Raw genomic sequence first — 15,136 nt, 5'->3', positions numbered from 1 at the left:
TGTTATTGTTTTTGCAATTTTTGTTTGATAACATAAGCCACATTGTCGTACAACATTTTTTCAAAAGGCACCCCAGCATTCGTAGCACGTTCTTCCAATAATGCCATCCATTTTTTATCTTTTCGAGCGGTTATCATTCGCTCTTGAATCAATATTTCCAACAATGCTTTGTCTTCTAGCACCTTTTTAGGAAAAAAATGCTTGTACAAATCCAAATCAAAACCAAAGCCCAAACGCCAAAGATTAAAGGCAGAATTGATAATAAAAATGACTTCCTTATCCTTTATTTCTTCTTCCAAATTAAGGCTACTAACGGCTTGTCTTGTTGGGTGGACTTCTCGGTTATAATACCAAAAATCGCCATTATCAAACACCTTAATCAACCCCTTCCAATGCACAAACGTCCAGTAAAAGCTATCTCCTATTGTCAACGATTTTGGTTTGTATTTATTGGTGTCATCGATGTGAATGCTTGGATAAGGCAAATCGTAATACGGCAGTTTGAATAGTAAATTTAAAGCTCGTTCTGCATCATTATCCGCATCTCTTGCTTCTCCGCTCAATTTCATATCTGACCATGAAAAATCAGGTAAATCTTTATCTAAAACACGCTCCACATATCCAATCAAAGTATCTGTAAACAAAATAGAACCATAATCCGTCAAATGAATTCCTGTTTGCGGAAACAAAGGATATTGAGCGGTTGGTTTTAAATCCAAAAACCACTGATTCATATCAATATGGTTGATACCATGTGTTTTAAAACCTTTGACATAATAATCATAATTTGTTTTTATCCCTACTCTATTCGTTTGATTTTCATTGGGCAAATATTCAGCAAAATAATCTGCTTTATTGGGTGTAACAATAATAAATAAATGTTTTCCCAACTCGCTCAAAGTATCTTGCAATTCTTTAAATCGCTGTAACTTTGCTTCAATCACATCTTCTCCAACAAAATCATTGCCCATATATGCTTCCACATAATCGACACCATACAAGTAGTTATTTTTACCTACAACGATATTGTCGGCTTCCGATCGTCTGTATAGACTATACTTGGCTTGATTGTTTATTCGTATTGCCCAATTTCTAAAACCAAAAAAACGCTCTCTATACTGTTCTTTTGCGACTTGGTAAGTTCCTGTCAACCAAGTACTAGCTGTTAGCGCACTATCTTGAGGCACATGAGGGTCATACCCATCCAGTTTACCTACTTTTACCCAATGATATTCTTCTTGTATCATTGGCACAAACAACAATACAAGAATGCTACAGAATAATACCTTCGATATGTCTTGCTTAAATTTCATACGATTGACAATACAAACCTTCGTTTCCTGTAAAATCATTTTTTTTATTTTACAGAGTAGTCAGGGGTATCAAAGAACAAATAGAATTAAAAACGGTAATAAATAAAAGGATTAAAACTGCTGGCAGCAATAGACGATACGGATAAAACAAATAAGCTAATTGCAACAACATACATAACCAGCGTTTGCCAAGTGTTGTATTCTCCCAAAAACACCAAATCGTGTACTCTTTTGATTGGGCGCAATAAGGTCGAAAAAGCAAAGGCAATAGCAATAAATAGGATGACAAAAAACTCTGTGCTGTAAGGAGATTCTACCACCGAAAAGTCAAAGCCAAATAGTTTTCGATAGAAGCGTCCAATGGCTCGAATATCTTCTATAAAAAACAAAACCCACCCCATCATGACCACAAAAAAGCAATAAAACAGGCTGATGACATTTCCTATTTTGCCCATTTTCTTAAACAGAGATAATAAGAACACTCGTTCTACAATCAAAAATATACCATGAAAAGCTCCCCACAACACAAAATTCCACGAAGCGCCATGCCATAATCCAGACATTAAAAATACAAACCAAAGGTTAAAATAAATCCTAGCCTTAGAATCTACTCTTGATCCACCCAATGGAATGTATAGGTATTCTCTCATAAAAGCTCCTAAGGTAATGTGCCAACGCCTCCAAAATTCGGTAATGCTTCTAGACGTATATGGATTGTCAAAATTTTCTGGGAAGGTAAATCCTAGCATTCTTCCAATTCCTATTGCCATATCTGAGTATCCAGAAAAATCAAAGTATATCTGAAAAGTATATGCAAGAATACACCACCAAGCGATAGGAGTATTAATCAAATTCCAATCAATTGCTAGCACTGCTTCTGGATTAGAACCAATGACTGATGCGACAGCTTCTCCTAGTACGTTTGCAATCAACACCTTCTTGCCCAAGCCAATACAAAATCTATAAAATCCCAACAAACGATCGTTGTAAGATTCTTCTCTATCCTCAATCTGATCTGCAATGCTGTTAAAACGCACAATAGGTCCTGCAATTAGTTGAGGGAACATCATGATATACAACATATAATCCCAGACCCGTTCCAATGGCTTGTGTACTTTCCGATAAACATCTACAGAATAGGTCAATGTCTGAAAAGTATAAAATGAAATTCCAATAGGCAATGCTATTTTTGTCCATTGTATTTCGGTTCCTCCAGTAGTTGAGATTAAGGCATTGACATTTTCTACAAAAAAATTGGCGTATTTAAAAAAGGCCAGAAGTCCTAAATTGAGGGTAATAGATAAGCCTAAAAGGATTTTTTTTCTTCGCTGTGCCTCTGTTTGATGCATGAAACGCACCAAATAAAAATCTATGAAAGTCGAAGCCAATAACAGGAAAACAAATTTAGGTGCCCCCCAACTATAGAAAAAAATACTAAATGCAAGAATAACCCAGTTCTTGTTCTTTTTACTACTCAAAAAGTAAAAAAATAGGAAAGTAGGCAAAAAATAAAGCAAAAAACTAATGCTGCTAAATACCATTTTGTGCTAGCCTTAATAAAAGATGAATGATTACTTATACCCATACTTCGTAAAAAATCATATCATTTTGATTATCATCAGAACACCTTTTAAAAGACAAAAACGACACCATTGATAATCAGAACAATACAAACATGATTTTTTATTTTTTCGAGAACTAAGCAAACGGCTAAACAAAGGCTACCTCACAACCAAAGGGAGCAACAAAGGTAACTAAGCTTGCCGATTAAGCTTGTGCTTAATAGCACAAAGAAGTTGTTCACTAGCGTAGCGAGCTAACTAAGCAAAGCAATCTCATAAAATAATCCACGAAGTACTATATATATTAACAATTCCAAATTGGAAATCAATAGTTCGTTAAAACCACATCGTAGCAGTGGCACTAACTAAGCTTGCAATTTTACGAGCGTAGCGAGCTAAAAAAGTGAGAAAGCAACATCTACGCAGTAGCAGCACAGCTAACTACTATTTGTTAATACGAAGGTCGAAAGATAGGGTTATTTAGCTGCAAATAGCATAAAAAAAGCCAAAAAAAAACTCCTTATAGGAGTTTTTTAAATTTATTTCTTAGACTTAGACTTCGATTTTGTCACTTTCTTGACTTTCACCTTCATATTATTCTTTTTGAGAATTTCTTGTGCCAAGTTCAAAAAGTTGATGGCTCCTTTAGAAGCAGCATCGTACATGGCGACAGGCATTCCTTCTCCAGGAGCTTCTGCAATTCTAGAATTACGATGAATAATAGTCGTAAACACTCTACTATCAAAATACTTACGAGCTTCTAAAACTACTTCCTTAGCCAATCTCAAACGAGCATCATACATAGACAGCAAGATTCCTTCTATATCCAACTCTGGGTTTAACTGCGTTTTTACTTGGCGAATTGTATTCATCAATTTTCCCAAACCTTCCAAAGCAAAATATTCACATTGCACAGGAATTAAAACAGAATCAGCAGAAGTTAAGGCATTGACAGTCACTAAGCCCAAGGAAGGCAAGCAATCAATGACAATAAAATCATACGAGTCTTTTACCTCTTTGATAATTTCCTTCAAAACAAACTCCCTGCGAAAACGATTGATCAATTCGATCTCTGCACCGACCAAGTTAATATGAGCAGGAATTAAATCCAAGCCAGGTGTTTCTGTTGAGATAATAGCATCTGAAACAGGAATATCATTAATCAAACAATCGTACAGATTGTAGTCAACTTCTTCCATAGCAACCCCAATCCCTGTAGTAGCATTGGCTTGAGGATCTGCATCAATCAGCAAGATTTTGTATTCCAAAATTGCCAAACTAGCAGACAAATTGATTGCCGTAGTAGTTTTTCCAACCCCTCCTTTTTGATTTGCGACAGCAATTACTTTTCCCATCTTTTTTTATGATAATTGTTTTTGGCATTCAAACATTGAGAATCTTCTCAATACGTTTATAGGTGATAATACTTAAGTGCAAATGTACAAAATTTTAAACTAAAAATGACGGCTCATTGCAATGAATGTATCAAACTTATGTTTTTTATTTAACTAAAATAACAGGAATCCCTTTGTAAGCCTACATTCTTATTCGCAGTGTCGCTCTAATTCTCCTTCTTTGCTTTATTAGCTTCGTTTCTCCAATATCACTCAAAAAAACATCTAGTTTACTTAAATAGGAATTTGAGGTTCCCAGTCTGACCAACTCCCACTAATTGTTGAATTTTGTCTGTTCTTTTCCAAATAAGTCAAAAAAGTTACTCTATTTATAAATTTAGCGCCCATTGTAGCCAAATGCTTGGTTTCTGATTGGCAATCAATCAAATCAAATCCTTTTTTTTCTATGGTTTTTGCCAAACAAATTAAAGCAGTTTTTGAGGCATTAGATGTTTTTGCAAACATAGATTCCCCAAAAAAACAATTTCCTAGTGCCAAGCCATACAAACCACCTACCAACTTATCTCCTTCCCAAGTTTCTACAGAATGTGCAAATCCTAAATGATGCAAATGAATATAGGCTTCTTTCATTTCTTCTGTTAGCCAAGTTCCATTTTGTCCAGTTCTAGGAATAGAGCCACAAGCCTCTATCACTTCATCAAAAGCCGTATCAAAGCTAACGTGGAATTTTTCTTTTCGAAATACCTGTCGCATACTTTTCGACACTTTGATTTCAGAAGGGAATAGCACAAAACGAGGATTTGGTGACCACCACAAAATGGGTTCCCCTTCGTTGTACCAAGGAAATATTCCATTCTCATATGCCAATAACAGTCGCTTAGGAGATAAATCACCTCCTACTGCTAACAATCCCTCTGGTGAAGCATATTTGGGGTGTGGAAATGCCAATTCTTCTGTTAACCAATACATTATTTAAAAGCTATATGATGATTCAACTTTTTGCTTTCTAGCAATTCTACTTAGCAAGAAACAAACGTACGGAAGTTATATTTTTTTTACTAAATATTTTGCAAGCACTTTGTACAACTCTGCAGGTTTAAACGGTTTGACAACAATATCGTTCATACCTGCTTCATAAATGCGCTCTTTGTTGTCCATTAATGCCGATGCCGTAAGTGCAATAATAGGAATCTGATTGTAATGACCATCTTTTTTAGCTCTAATAATTTCGGTAGCGACATAGCCATCCATATTAGGCATATGAATATCCATTAAAACTAAATCAAATTGCTGTTTATCAACCTTTTTAACTGCTTCTAGACCATCTTCTGCATGAAAAAAATCAACGCCCCATTTTTCTAAGAATTTTTGAACGACCAATACATTAACTGTATTATCTTCCACAACCAGAACTTTTGCTCCTTTTAATTCTTTTCCTAAGCGTTCTTTAGGCGCACCTAGAACACGCTCTTTGGCAAGCGAAGCCCCCTTTCCAAAACCAAGTTCAAATGAAAAAATAGAACCTTTTCCTACCGTACTTTCTAATTCTATATCTGAATTTTGCAGTTGTAATAATCGCTTTGTAATGGCTAAGCCCAAACCAGTCCCTCCATATTTTCGAGTAGTATCTGAGGCTGCCTGCGTAAACATATTAAAGATATATTTCTTCTCTTCTTCCGAAATTCCAATTCCTGTATCTGCAATTGCAAACCTTAACAAGATATTTTGATCGGTTTGCTCAACAACACTCAATGTCAACTTAACTTGCCCTTTTTCTGTAAACTTAATGGCATTGCTTATCAAATTGTTCAAAATTTGTGTTAATCGATTGGGATCGCCTACCAGCATTTGAGATAAATTCACCTCTGCATCTAAGAAGAAGTTGATATTTTTCTTGCGAGCATTTGCAGACATTCCATAATGGATAGAATCCAACAACCCCAACAAATCAAACTCAATCGCCTCAAACTCTACCTTCCCTGACTCTATTTTATTAAAATCTAATACATCGTTAAGAATGGCTAAAAGGTTGTTCGCAGAAAATTTTAAAATATTTAAGTTTTCGACCTGTCTTTGAGCAGGATCATCTTCCAACAAATAATTTGTCAAATTGACAACTGCGTTCATTGGAGTTCTAATCTCATGCGACATAATCGACAAAAACTCCGCCTTAGCATGTGATGATTTTTCAGCTTCCTCCTTCGCCTTGAGTAAATCTTGTTCACGTTCTAGCAACTTCTGAGTACGAGTGGCAATTTCACGTTCGAGATATTTCTTATTCTTTTGGCTGTTTCGGACAGAGATTCGTGCTCCCCCCAATACAATAAAAATAAACAGAATGGCTATTCCTACAAAAAAAGGAATGGTCTTATAAAAAGGCGCTTTGACTCTAATTGGAATGTAAATTTCATTGTTTGACCATTCGCCATTGGTGCCCTGTCCTTTTATAATTAAGGCATAATTTCCATAAGGCAATCTATTGATTCGCACTTCATTTTCTGAAGTATACTGCCAGCCTTGTCCAGAGTCTTCAATTTTGTACATATACCGATTTTGGCTCGGCTTTTCATAATCTAAAAGGGCAAAACTCAGTTTAAAAAAATGATCATTGGGTGAGAGAACAATTTCCTTTGTCCTCAATAACTCAGCCGTTCGATTCTCCATTTCTTTCGCTTGCCCACTCAAACACTCATAACTTAAGATATACATTGGCGTATAGCTTTCCCCCTCTTCTTGAAAATGATTGGGATAAAACGCAACAATACCGTTCACTCCTCCAAAATAAAATCGTCCTGAAGAGGACTGGTGCCATGCCATTTTGTTAAACTCCTCTGTGGTAATTCCGTCCCTAGGTAGATAAACAGCACTCCAATATGTTTTTTTATTAAAGCGCATCAACCCATAATTACTACTCATCCACAAAAAACCATTATCATCCTCTAGAATGGCATAAATTACATTATCTGAAAGCCCTGTCGCAACGGTAAAATGATCTAAATAACCATCTTCGGGATGAAACTTAATCAAACCTCCTTCATGTGTTCCTAACCACAAAATATTCTCAGTTCTATCCTTGTGAATCGTTAGTATGTAATCGTGTGGAATATAGTATGCTTTACTTTCTTCTGGTCCATAATGATAGGTAAATCGACCTAATTTGTAATCAAATTTATACAACCCTGATGTTGTTCCTGCCCACAAGGTATTGTTTGCTGTATCCTCCATCAACGCATAGACCATACTGGTATTGAGTTGTTCGCAAAACCCATAAGCATTATACTTAATAAATGCTTGATAAGTAGTATCAAGGTAATAAAGTCCTCCGTTAGTTCCCATCCACATTCTACCATAACTATCTTGGTAGAGCTTTAGGTTCATTTCTTCATAAAAGTCTTCTTTAACAGGAATGGCGTGTTTGGTAGGATAAGTTTTGATAACACCTGTTTTAGGGTCCAAACATTGTACATCGTTGGTTTGACCGCAAAACCACAAATTTCCTTCTTGGTCCTTTATAGCATCTAGTTCCGGCCATCGATTCTCACCTACTTTTATTGGTTTAATAGAATCTTCTAAATGAATGACATCTCCTGTCTGCAAATTAATTTTTTGACGCCCAGAATAGGTATTCACATACAAAAAACCTCCCTCCTCTATGATACCACGAATGCTATACCCTTTGCTTGTAGGAACAAATTCATCTTGGTTGAGATACGTGTGAAACTTATTGGGCTCTACAGTAAATAGGTACACGCCATCCGTTGTCGCAATCCAAGAGTTATTATCATTATCAAAAAAAATGCTAAAAATACTGTGGTTTCGCTCCCTCAACAAGAGGTTGGTAAAATCGTAAACTAACTCTCCTTTTGCCGTGTATATTTTTGAAATTGTTTCATCATAAAACCAAATCAAACCATTTGGTGCTTGTCGTATATAGACACTACTATAAATTCCCTCCTTTTTAAACGTCAGTGAAGCAGGATTGTAATCGACAGGCTTAGATACCTTTTTGGAAAAATAAAATAAACTATCCTGTTGAAGGTATTTGGCATATCCCAAAATCTGATCTCCATCACAACGAACATCTAAAATATCCTTGAATGGCAACAAATCTTCTTCTTGAAGATTCCCGTCTTTATCATACTCTAAAATATATCCCATCCCAATTACCCAAATAGCATGTTTGCAAAACAAAATATTGCTCAATGTATGATTGGCATGAGGCAAATCAAATAGTTTTTTGCATGCACCATTTCCTTTGTACTCAAAAACTTGTCTTGATTTGGTGACGATAAATAGAACATTGGGAGCGGCTTGATAAATATCAAAGATATCGTATTCTTTTATAGGAAAAGAAGCACCAAATTTATCGGTTAGGCTTTCTACTTTTAGGGTATTAATATTGATAATACTAACTTGCTCAAATGGTCGGGACTCTGTATCTAAAAAGGTAACCCAAAGACAACTGTCTTTATCTTCGTAAATTTGATCAATAACATTGTTGGCTAGACCTTCTTTTTCTTTGGTTAACAATCGAAAAGAATATCCATCATATCGATTCAACCCATAATTGGTCGCTAACCAAATAAATCCTTTAGAATCTTGAAATGTATTGCGGACAAAACGATTAGAAAGACCATCTTCTATAGATAGTCTCCGTATTTTGGCAGAGAATGATTGTCCTACTAAAGCACTATTGCATAACAACAGCACAATGGCGAATATAATACTGTACTTCGTCATTTATTTGGTTCGTCTATGGGGATATTAATCGGTAATTTGGGAATACAATTATTTTAGTAGACTCTAATAGATTATTATTACTTTGGTCTTTTTCTTAATTTCTTGTTCTAAAATACTGAAAGCTACCCAAAATAACGGATTTGAATGCAATAAAAAAAAAAAAGTAGGTTCTTTATGATATAATGGAACCATATACCACTAAAAATGGGTTCTTTGATTATCATTTTTAAACTTATTGTTATGAAAATCAAACTTCAATCGTGCAGTTTAACCAAATGGCAGAAGACGTATTGTGAAACACTAGTTCAACATGCCAACAATCCTCTTATAGCTCAATATTTGAGAGATAGTTTTCCTAATCCATATACGTTAAAAGATGCCGTATCTTGGGTTGAATTCAATCAACAAATAAAAGGACCAGCTCAAAATTTGGCCATTTTAGTAGAAGACAACTGCATTGGTGCAATAGGCTTGCGTCCTGAAACAGATATCCATCGTTGTAATATAGAACTTGGATATTGGATTGGAGAAGCATACTGGGGACAAGGTATTGTTACAGAAGCTGTCCGTTATATGATTTCTTATGCCTTTGAGCATTTTGAAGTACAAAGAATCTATGCGGGTGTTTTTGAAGGGAATATTGGTTCTCAAAGAGTTCTTGAAAAAGTGGGCTTTCGCCTCGAATCTATTGTCCCTAAAGGAGTGATCAAAAATGGTGTTTTATTAGATGAACACATCTATTCTTTCTTAAAACAATAGTTAGCTGCGTGGTGTCAACGAACTATTGTGTTTTGCCAACCTATTTGAAAAAATTTCCTTTACCGAGTCTCCTATAGGTTATCTCTTCCTGTATGTTATCAGTAAAAAAATCACCAATACAACAGGTAGAATCATTAATATAATTTGCCACCAAGCCCAATGTTTTTTAAGTTCAATGGGATTGTAATCCCCCAATTGAATAAAACTTGCCCAAAAGAAAGGATGAGCCGTTAGGTTTTTCGCTTTATTCAGGTAAGTAATTTTGGCATTTTGCATGGCCTCATCTTTTCCGTATCCCATTGCTAATTCGTTATAAAAAGCACTGACCAAAATAGATGTTGCTTTATCATTGATAGGCCACAACGTCATCACTAAAGAAGGCACTCCAGAGTACATAAACCCCCGCCCTAAACTCACAACACCTTCTCCACGTTCATACTTGCCAAAGCCTGTTTCACAAGCAGAAAGCACTACCAAATCTGTATTTATTTCCAATAAATTCAATTCATAAGCATGCAATAAATCATCCTCCTTTTTATTCCCCGAATGGGTAAACACCAAACTAGAGTACTCTGGCTGCTTTGAATCTACGATTCCATGCATTGCCAAATGAATGACACTATAAGGAGCTTTCTTGCTATATTCCTTAAACATAGCTTCATTGGAATTTGTTCCATACAAAAACTTGCCTGCAAAGGTCTTAGACAGGTACTCGACTTCTCTTTTTGCTCCTGGCAAATCCTCGACACTTGTTCGAATGCGATAGTCTCTTGCACTAAATCCTTTTGCATTAATAAATTTATCTTTATCATAAGAAGAAGCCATTGCCAACATCTTACCATTTGTTTTTACAGGAGCCCTGCTAAACAATTTTAAGGTCGAAGAATAATGATAATTGATGGTTTGTTTCTTAATCAAATAAGGCAATGTTTTAAAATTTACAGTCTGATAATCTGGCTTTTCTGTCAACAAAACATCAAAAGGAACATAGTTTAACATACCATCAGGTATTATCACCAAGCGTTCTATTCCTTCTTTTTTTAGAGCAGGTTCCAAAAATTTTTGATAAATCAACCGACCATTTTTGGTTAACAACAAATAAGAAGATTCTATATCTTTGGTCAACATTTTAACATCCGTCAGAGCTGTGCGTAGACCTCGTATTGCGGACATAAATTGATTGTCCATTGGAACTTTCGTTACCCAAACAGTATCCGAATAAACACTAAAAATATAGATATGATTGGCACCGACAAAAAACTCAATCAAAGCAGTTTGGCTATCTAAATCTTTTTGTACTTGCTCTAAGTTAGCTATTTGTGTATTGTACTTTAGTTCGTGATATTTAGGATAATTATTTTCCAAAGTATCTTGAAGTTTCTCCGAAGCTCTTTTAAGCTTTAATAATTCTTTTTGATGCCAACTAATCATTGACTCGTCTCTAGCCGATTTAGCTTCAAACAACAACTTTTCATAACGTACCCGTTCTCTAGCGAGTCGTCGTTCCTCGTTGAGCAACTTTTTGGGAACATTCCCAAAGTTTCTAGCTTCCTCTGCTTTTAAGGCATCAAGCAATAGCATTGCTTTACTTTTTTCAACCAATTGAAACGCTTCCTCCAAATACCTTCTATCTTGGGTTCTTTGATACAAGTCAAGCGACACGCCTATTGACAATTCGTAAGTAGGAATCATGGTTTGTACCATAAATAATTTAGAACCTTCTTCCTTAAAGTTGTTGCGCATTTTTTCTAATAACAACACCGCTGCCTCTGTTTTATTATTGGCTAATTCCAAGGCATCTTTTTCTTGTAGCAATCGAGCTTCTGCATCTAGTATTTTCAATAAGACAGCCTTATCTGGAATAGCATCTGCACTATCTTTATTCATCAAAAAAGAGATCAACTCTTGCTTAGCAGGTACTTTTATTGCCTGTTTGGCTAGATTATAATACATCTGTGCTTGGGCGCTATGATTCTTTTTTTGCTCTGTTTGCCCTAAATTAAAGTACACTTTCGCAATTAACGGATGCTCTGTTCCATAGGTCTCATGCCGAATTTTCAAGGCTTTTTGGTAATACTCCAAAGATGTATTGTAATTCCCTATTGCTCTGTAATATAACCCACAAACACTAAACGTTTCGTCTTTTTTATCTGCTTGCCTTTTGTGAATATCAAGATTTTTTTGAATAGCCTCATACGCTTCTTTGTAACTTCCTAACTCCGTTGCGGCATAAGCAATGCCATTGTACATATTGATATAGGATTGATCCAACTGGTAAGGTGGAACTCCTTTGGATTTTGCAAGAGACTGAATGCCTGAATTATAAAGAGACAAAGCTTCCTCTAACTTTCCTTGGCGGGCAAAAAATTCTCCTAAATTTAAATTTGTGGTCGCTGCATCAAAATAGTTTCCTAATTTTTTAAATAAATACAACGAATTATTACAATAATCCTCAGCTTTATAAATATCTCCCAATTCAATGTAAAACAACCCAATATTGTTATAAAATCGCGCTAAAAACAAGGTATCATCCTGAGTTTTCATATCCTTCTGTACGACCTCGACAGCATTCATGGTTTTATCCAAGGCTTCTTCATAATCCCCTGTTTTGTAATACAAAGCGCCATACAAACCCATTATTTCTTGCAACAACCTATTTTCAACCTTGATATAAGTTTTGTAGGCACTAAAAGAATTGTCTAAAAAGCGCTCCATACTTTCGTAATCTTGTTGTCGAAAAGCAATTTTTGCTAATTGTGTATTGTCCCGAATGTAGTATTTCCAAGCTCCTTTTTGCTCATGAACCTGTTTTGCTTTTTGAGCAAAAAAAGCAGCAGAATCAATATCATTACTCACCACACACATTTCTGATTTCAACAAATACAAGCGCCCCTTGTAAACAAATTCTTCTTTTGTTGCTGGAAACTCTACGGTTTTTATGGTTTTATAAAAAAAAGCATTAAATCCTAGATAATCACGTACCCTAATATAAGTTCTTAATATATTGCGATTCATCAAGAAAGCCTTTCCCTGACAACCAACTTGCTCGTATAACTTTCCCGATTTTTGAAAGAAAGCAATGGCTTCCTTGTACTTTCCCTTTTGCGATGCTTGCGTAGCTTTGATAAAATAAGTTCTTGCTCCCAACGAATCGGTATTCTTACAAAAATCCTGCTGCCCCTGCATTTTGAAGCATCCCAAACAACAAAGAAAAAGTAGTGTAAATATTTTGTGAATCATATATCTTTTTATCTAGTAGAAACTGCTCGTTTATGGCAGCAAGATACATAATTTTAAACGAGTTATAGGTACATTGTTTTCTCGAAATCTTGAAATAAGATGTGTATTGCAAAATTTTTTCTTCAAAAACAAGCCATTTAAAGTCCCTTCTAGCACACGCTTTATCTAGGATTTAATCTGAAATTAATGCACTTTTTAGTACTTTGCAACAAAAGAAATTAAGTATTCAGTATTAGATATTATCACAATGCAAAATTGCACCATTATTATCAAATAAAAATTATTTATGAAACATTTTATTCTTCCATTGGCTTTGGTCATAACTGGAAATACAGCATTTGCACAGTACAAAATTACTCCTAAATACGATGTGGTATGTACAGAAGTAAAAAACCAAGAACGAACAGGAACTTGTTGGAGCTTTGCTACTTCTTCATTCTTAGAATCAGAAGTTAAACGAACTAAAAAAATGGACATTGACTTATCTGAAATGTTCAGTGTTCGTGCTACCTATATGGACAAAGCACAGAACTATATACTCCGCCAAGGAAAAGCAAATTATAGTGAAGGTTCTTTGTCTCATGATGTTATCAATGCGGTAGAACGTGTTGGCTTAGTTCCTGAAGCTGCCTTCTCTGGCAAATCTGAAGGAGTTGAAGTGCACAACCATGGAGAAATGATTAGCGCAACTAAAGGAATGCTAGACGGTTTACAACAACGCAAAACATTGAGCCCTAGATGGAAAGCTGCTATGAATGCCATTTTGGATATTTATATGGGAGATGCCCCAGAACAATTTAAGTACGATGGCAAGGAGTATACCCCAAAAAGCTTTGCTCAATTCTTAGGCATCAAGGGAAGCGACTACATTAGCTTAACTTCTTATACTCACCATCCTTTTTACCAATCCTTTGTTTTAGAAATTCCTGATAATTATTCGAATGGCTCTTATCAAAATGTTCCTATGGAAGAGTTGGAACAAATTGTAGATAATGCGATTCAAAATGGGTTTTCGGTAGCATGGGATGGAGATGTTAGCGAAGCTACGTTTAGCCACAAAGAAGGCTTAGCTATTTTGCCTCAAGATCCCAATAGAGAAAACTTATGGGATAAACCAGATGCTGAAATAAAAGTAACACAAGAATTGCGTCAAAGTACGTTTGAAAGCAAGTCGACAACAGACGATCACTTAATGCATTTGGTAGGCATTGCTTATGATACAAAAGGTACCAAGTATTACAAAATTAAGAACTCTTGGGGGACATCGAATACGTTTAAAGGCTATTTGTATATGTCTCAAGCCTATTTCCAACTGAAAACAGTAGGTATTTTAGTACACAAGGAAGCCATTCCTAAAACGATTAGCAAAAAATTTCAATAAGTTTAACAACTTTTCTTCTGTTGCCTTGTTAGGTGTCTGATTATTTTTAATAATGCTGCGTTACTACTGCGTAGTTGTGGATTTTTTAAGCGTTTAATACAAAAACAATGACGGTACAAGAATATAGAGATCTATTTGCCCAAATTTTGATGGGAGAAATAACAGCAGCTCCTTATGATAAAGAAAGTTATATCAATTATGTAAAATTGAATAACTCTAGAATGAAACGTTGGACCAAGCAAGGCACCATTGAACCCAAACTTGCTGAGGCGATTATGGAGATTAACCAACCTCAAAAATGGGTTTTAATCACAGAACCTTGGTGTGGTGATGCTGCTAATTCAATTCCTTACATAGAAAAAATGGCTGCCCTTAATCCTAATATCAATATTGAAGTGCAGTTGCGAGATTCTGATAGTGAAATAGATAACTACTTGACCAATGGAGGAAAATCGATTCCTAAATTGATCGCTAGAGATGCTGAGGGGAATGATCTGTTTACTTGGGGACCTCGTCCTGCCGAAGCACAAGCTTTGGTACAGAAACAAAAAACATCTGATGCTTCTACGGATGAAAAATACGGAGAAATCTTGCATTGGTACAAAGAAGATAAAGGGCAGTCTATCCAAACAGAGCTTTTAGGCTTACTGTCCCAATCAACCGTACATTAAGATGTATTTATCGAAGCCATCATTATAATAAAAATGTGCTGCTGTATCTATTTACAATAGTTCGTTGCTTTTTTATCTTTTTGGTAACTAAGCTTGCGATCTCACGAGCGAACCG

Annotated in this window: 9 protein-coding genes; 3 read left to right on the top strand and 6 right to left on the bottom strand. The window is 35.5% G+C overall.

Going from position 1 to position 15,136, the window contains the following annotated elements; genetic code table 11:
* Window positions 1–2: 2 nt before the first annotated feature.
* The 5 genes from QP953_RS13060 to QP953_RS13040 form a co-directional block, all read right to left on the bottom strand.
* A complete protein-coding gene (locus QP953_RS13060; RefSeq protein ID WP_309555374.1) occupies window positions 3–1,352 on the bottom strand; it encodes an alginate O-acetyltransferase AlgX-related protein in 1,350 nt (449 codons plus the stop codon).
* A 47-nt stretch (window positions 1,353–1,399) separates the two neighbouring features.
* Window positions 1,400–2,662 (bottom strand): MBOAT family O-acyltransferase, encoded by a 1,263-nt coding sequence (locus QP953_RS13055; protein WP_309555373.1) that lies wholly within the window; start codon window positions 2,660–2,662, stop codon window positions 1,400–1,402.
* A gap of 752 nt (window positions 2,663–3,414) precedes the next feature.
* On the bottom strand, window positions 3,415–4,230 hold the full coding sequence (locus QP953_RS13050; RefSeq protein WP_052595270.1) for a ParA family protein: 816 nt from the start codon (window positions 4,228–4,230) through the stop codon (window positions 3,415–3,417).
* A gap of 273 nt (window positions 4,231–4,503) precedes the next feature.
* Window positions 4,504–5,199, bottom strand: coding sequence for a leucyl/phenylalanyl-tRNA--protein transferase (aat, locus tag QP953_RS13045; protein ID WP_052595272.1), 696 nt, complete (start codon window positions 5,197–5,199; stop codon window positions 4,504–4,506).
* Between the two features lie 75 nt (window positions 5,200–5,274).
* Window positions 5,275–8,970, bottom strand: a complete 3,696-nt coding sequence (locus QP953_RS13040) for a response regulator (protein WP_309555372.1) — start codon at window positions 8,968–8,970, stop codon at window positions 5,275–5,277.
* 240 nt (window positions 8,971–9,210) lie between these two features.
* Between QP953_RS13040 and QP953_RS13035 the strand changes: the two genes are divergently transcribed.
* Window positions 9,211–9,729, top strand: a complete 519-nt coding sequence (locus tag QP953_RS13035; protein ID WP_063833069.1) for a GNAT family N-acetyltransferase — start codon at window positions 9,211–9,213, stop codon at window positions 9,727–9,729.
* A gap of 78 nt (window positions 9,730–9,807) precedes the next feature.
* Here the strand turns inward: QP953_RS13035 and QP953_RS13030 are convergent, their stop codons facing one another.
* The gene (locus QP953_RS13030; protein ID WP_309555371.1) at window positions 9,808–12,969 is read right to left on the bottom strand and encodes a CHAT domain-containing tetratricopeptide repeat protein; all 3,162 of its coding nucleotides are present in this window, start codon (window positions 12,967–12,969) and stop codon (window positions 9,808–9,810) included.
* 286 nt (window positions 12,970–13,255) lie between these two features.
* Between QP953_RS13030 and QP953_RS13025 the strand changes: the two genes are divergently transcribed.
* Together QP953_RS13025 and QP953_RS13020 are read left to right on the top strand one after the other, a co-directional pair.
* On the top strand, window positions 13,256–14,350 hold the full coding sequence (locus tag QP953_RS13025) for a C1 family peptidase (RefSeq protein ID WP_052595280.1): 1,095 nt from the start codon (window positions 13,256–13,258) through the stop codon (window positions 14,348–14,350).
* Window positions 14,351–14,457: 107 nt separating this feature from the next.
* Window positions 14,458–15,021: a thioredoxin family protein gene (locus tag QP953_RS13020; RefSeq protein WP_052595282.1), complete on the top strand. Its 564-nt coding sequence runs from the start codon at window positions 14,458–14,460 to the stop codon at window positions 15,019–15,021.
* The last annotated feature ends 115 nt before the right edge of the window (window positions 15,022–15,136 follow it).

The sequence above is a fragment of the Aureispira sp. CCB-E genome (genome assembly GCF_031326345.1).
Classification (GTDB): domain Bacteria; phylum Bacteroidota; class Bacteroidia; order Chitinophagales; family Saprospiraceae; genus Aureispira.
This window is presented reverse-complemented; position numbering and strand designations above follow the sequence as displayed.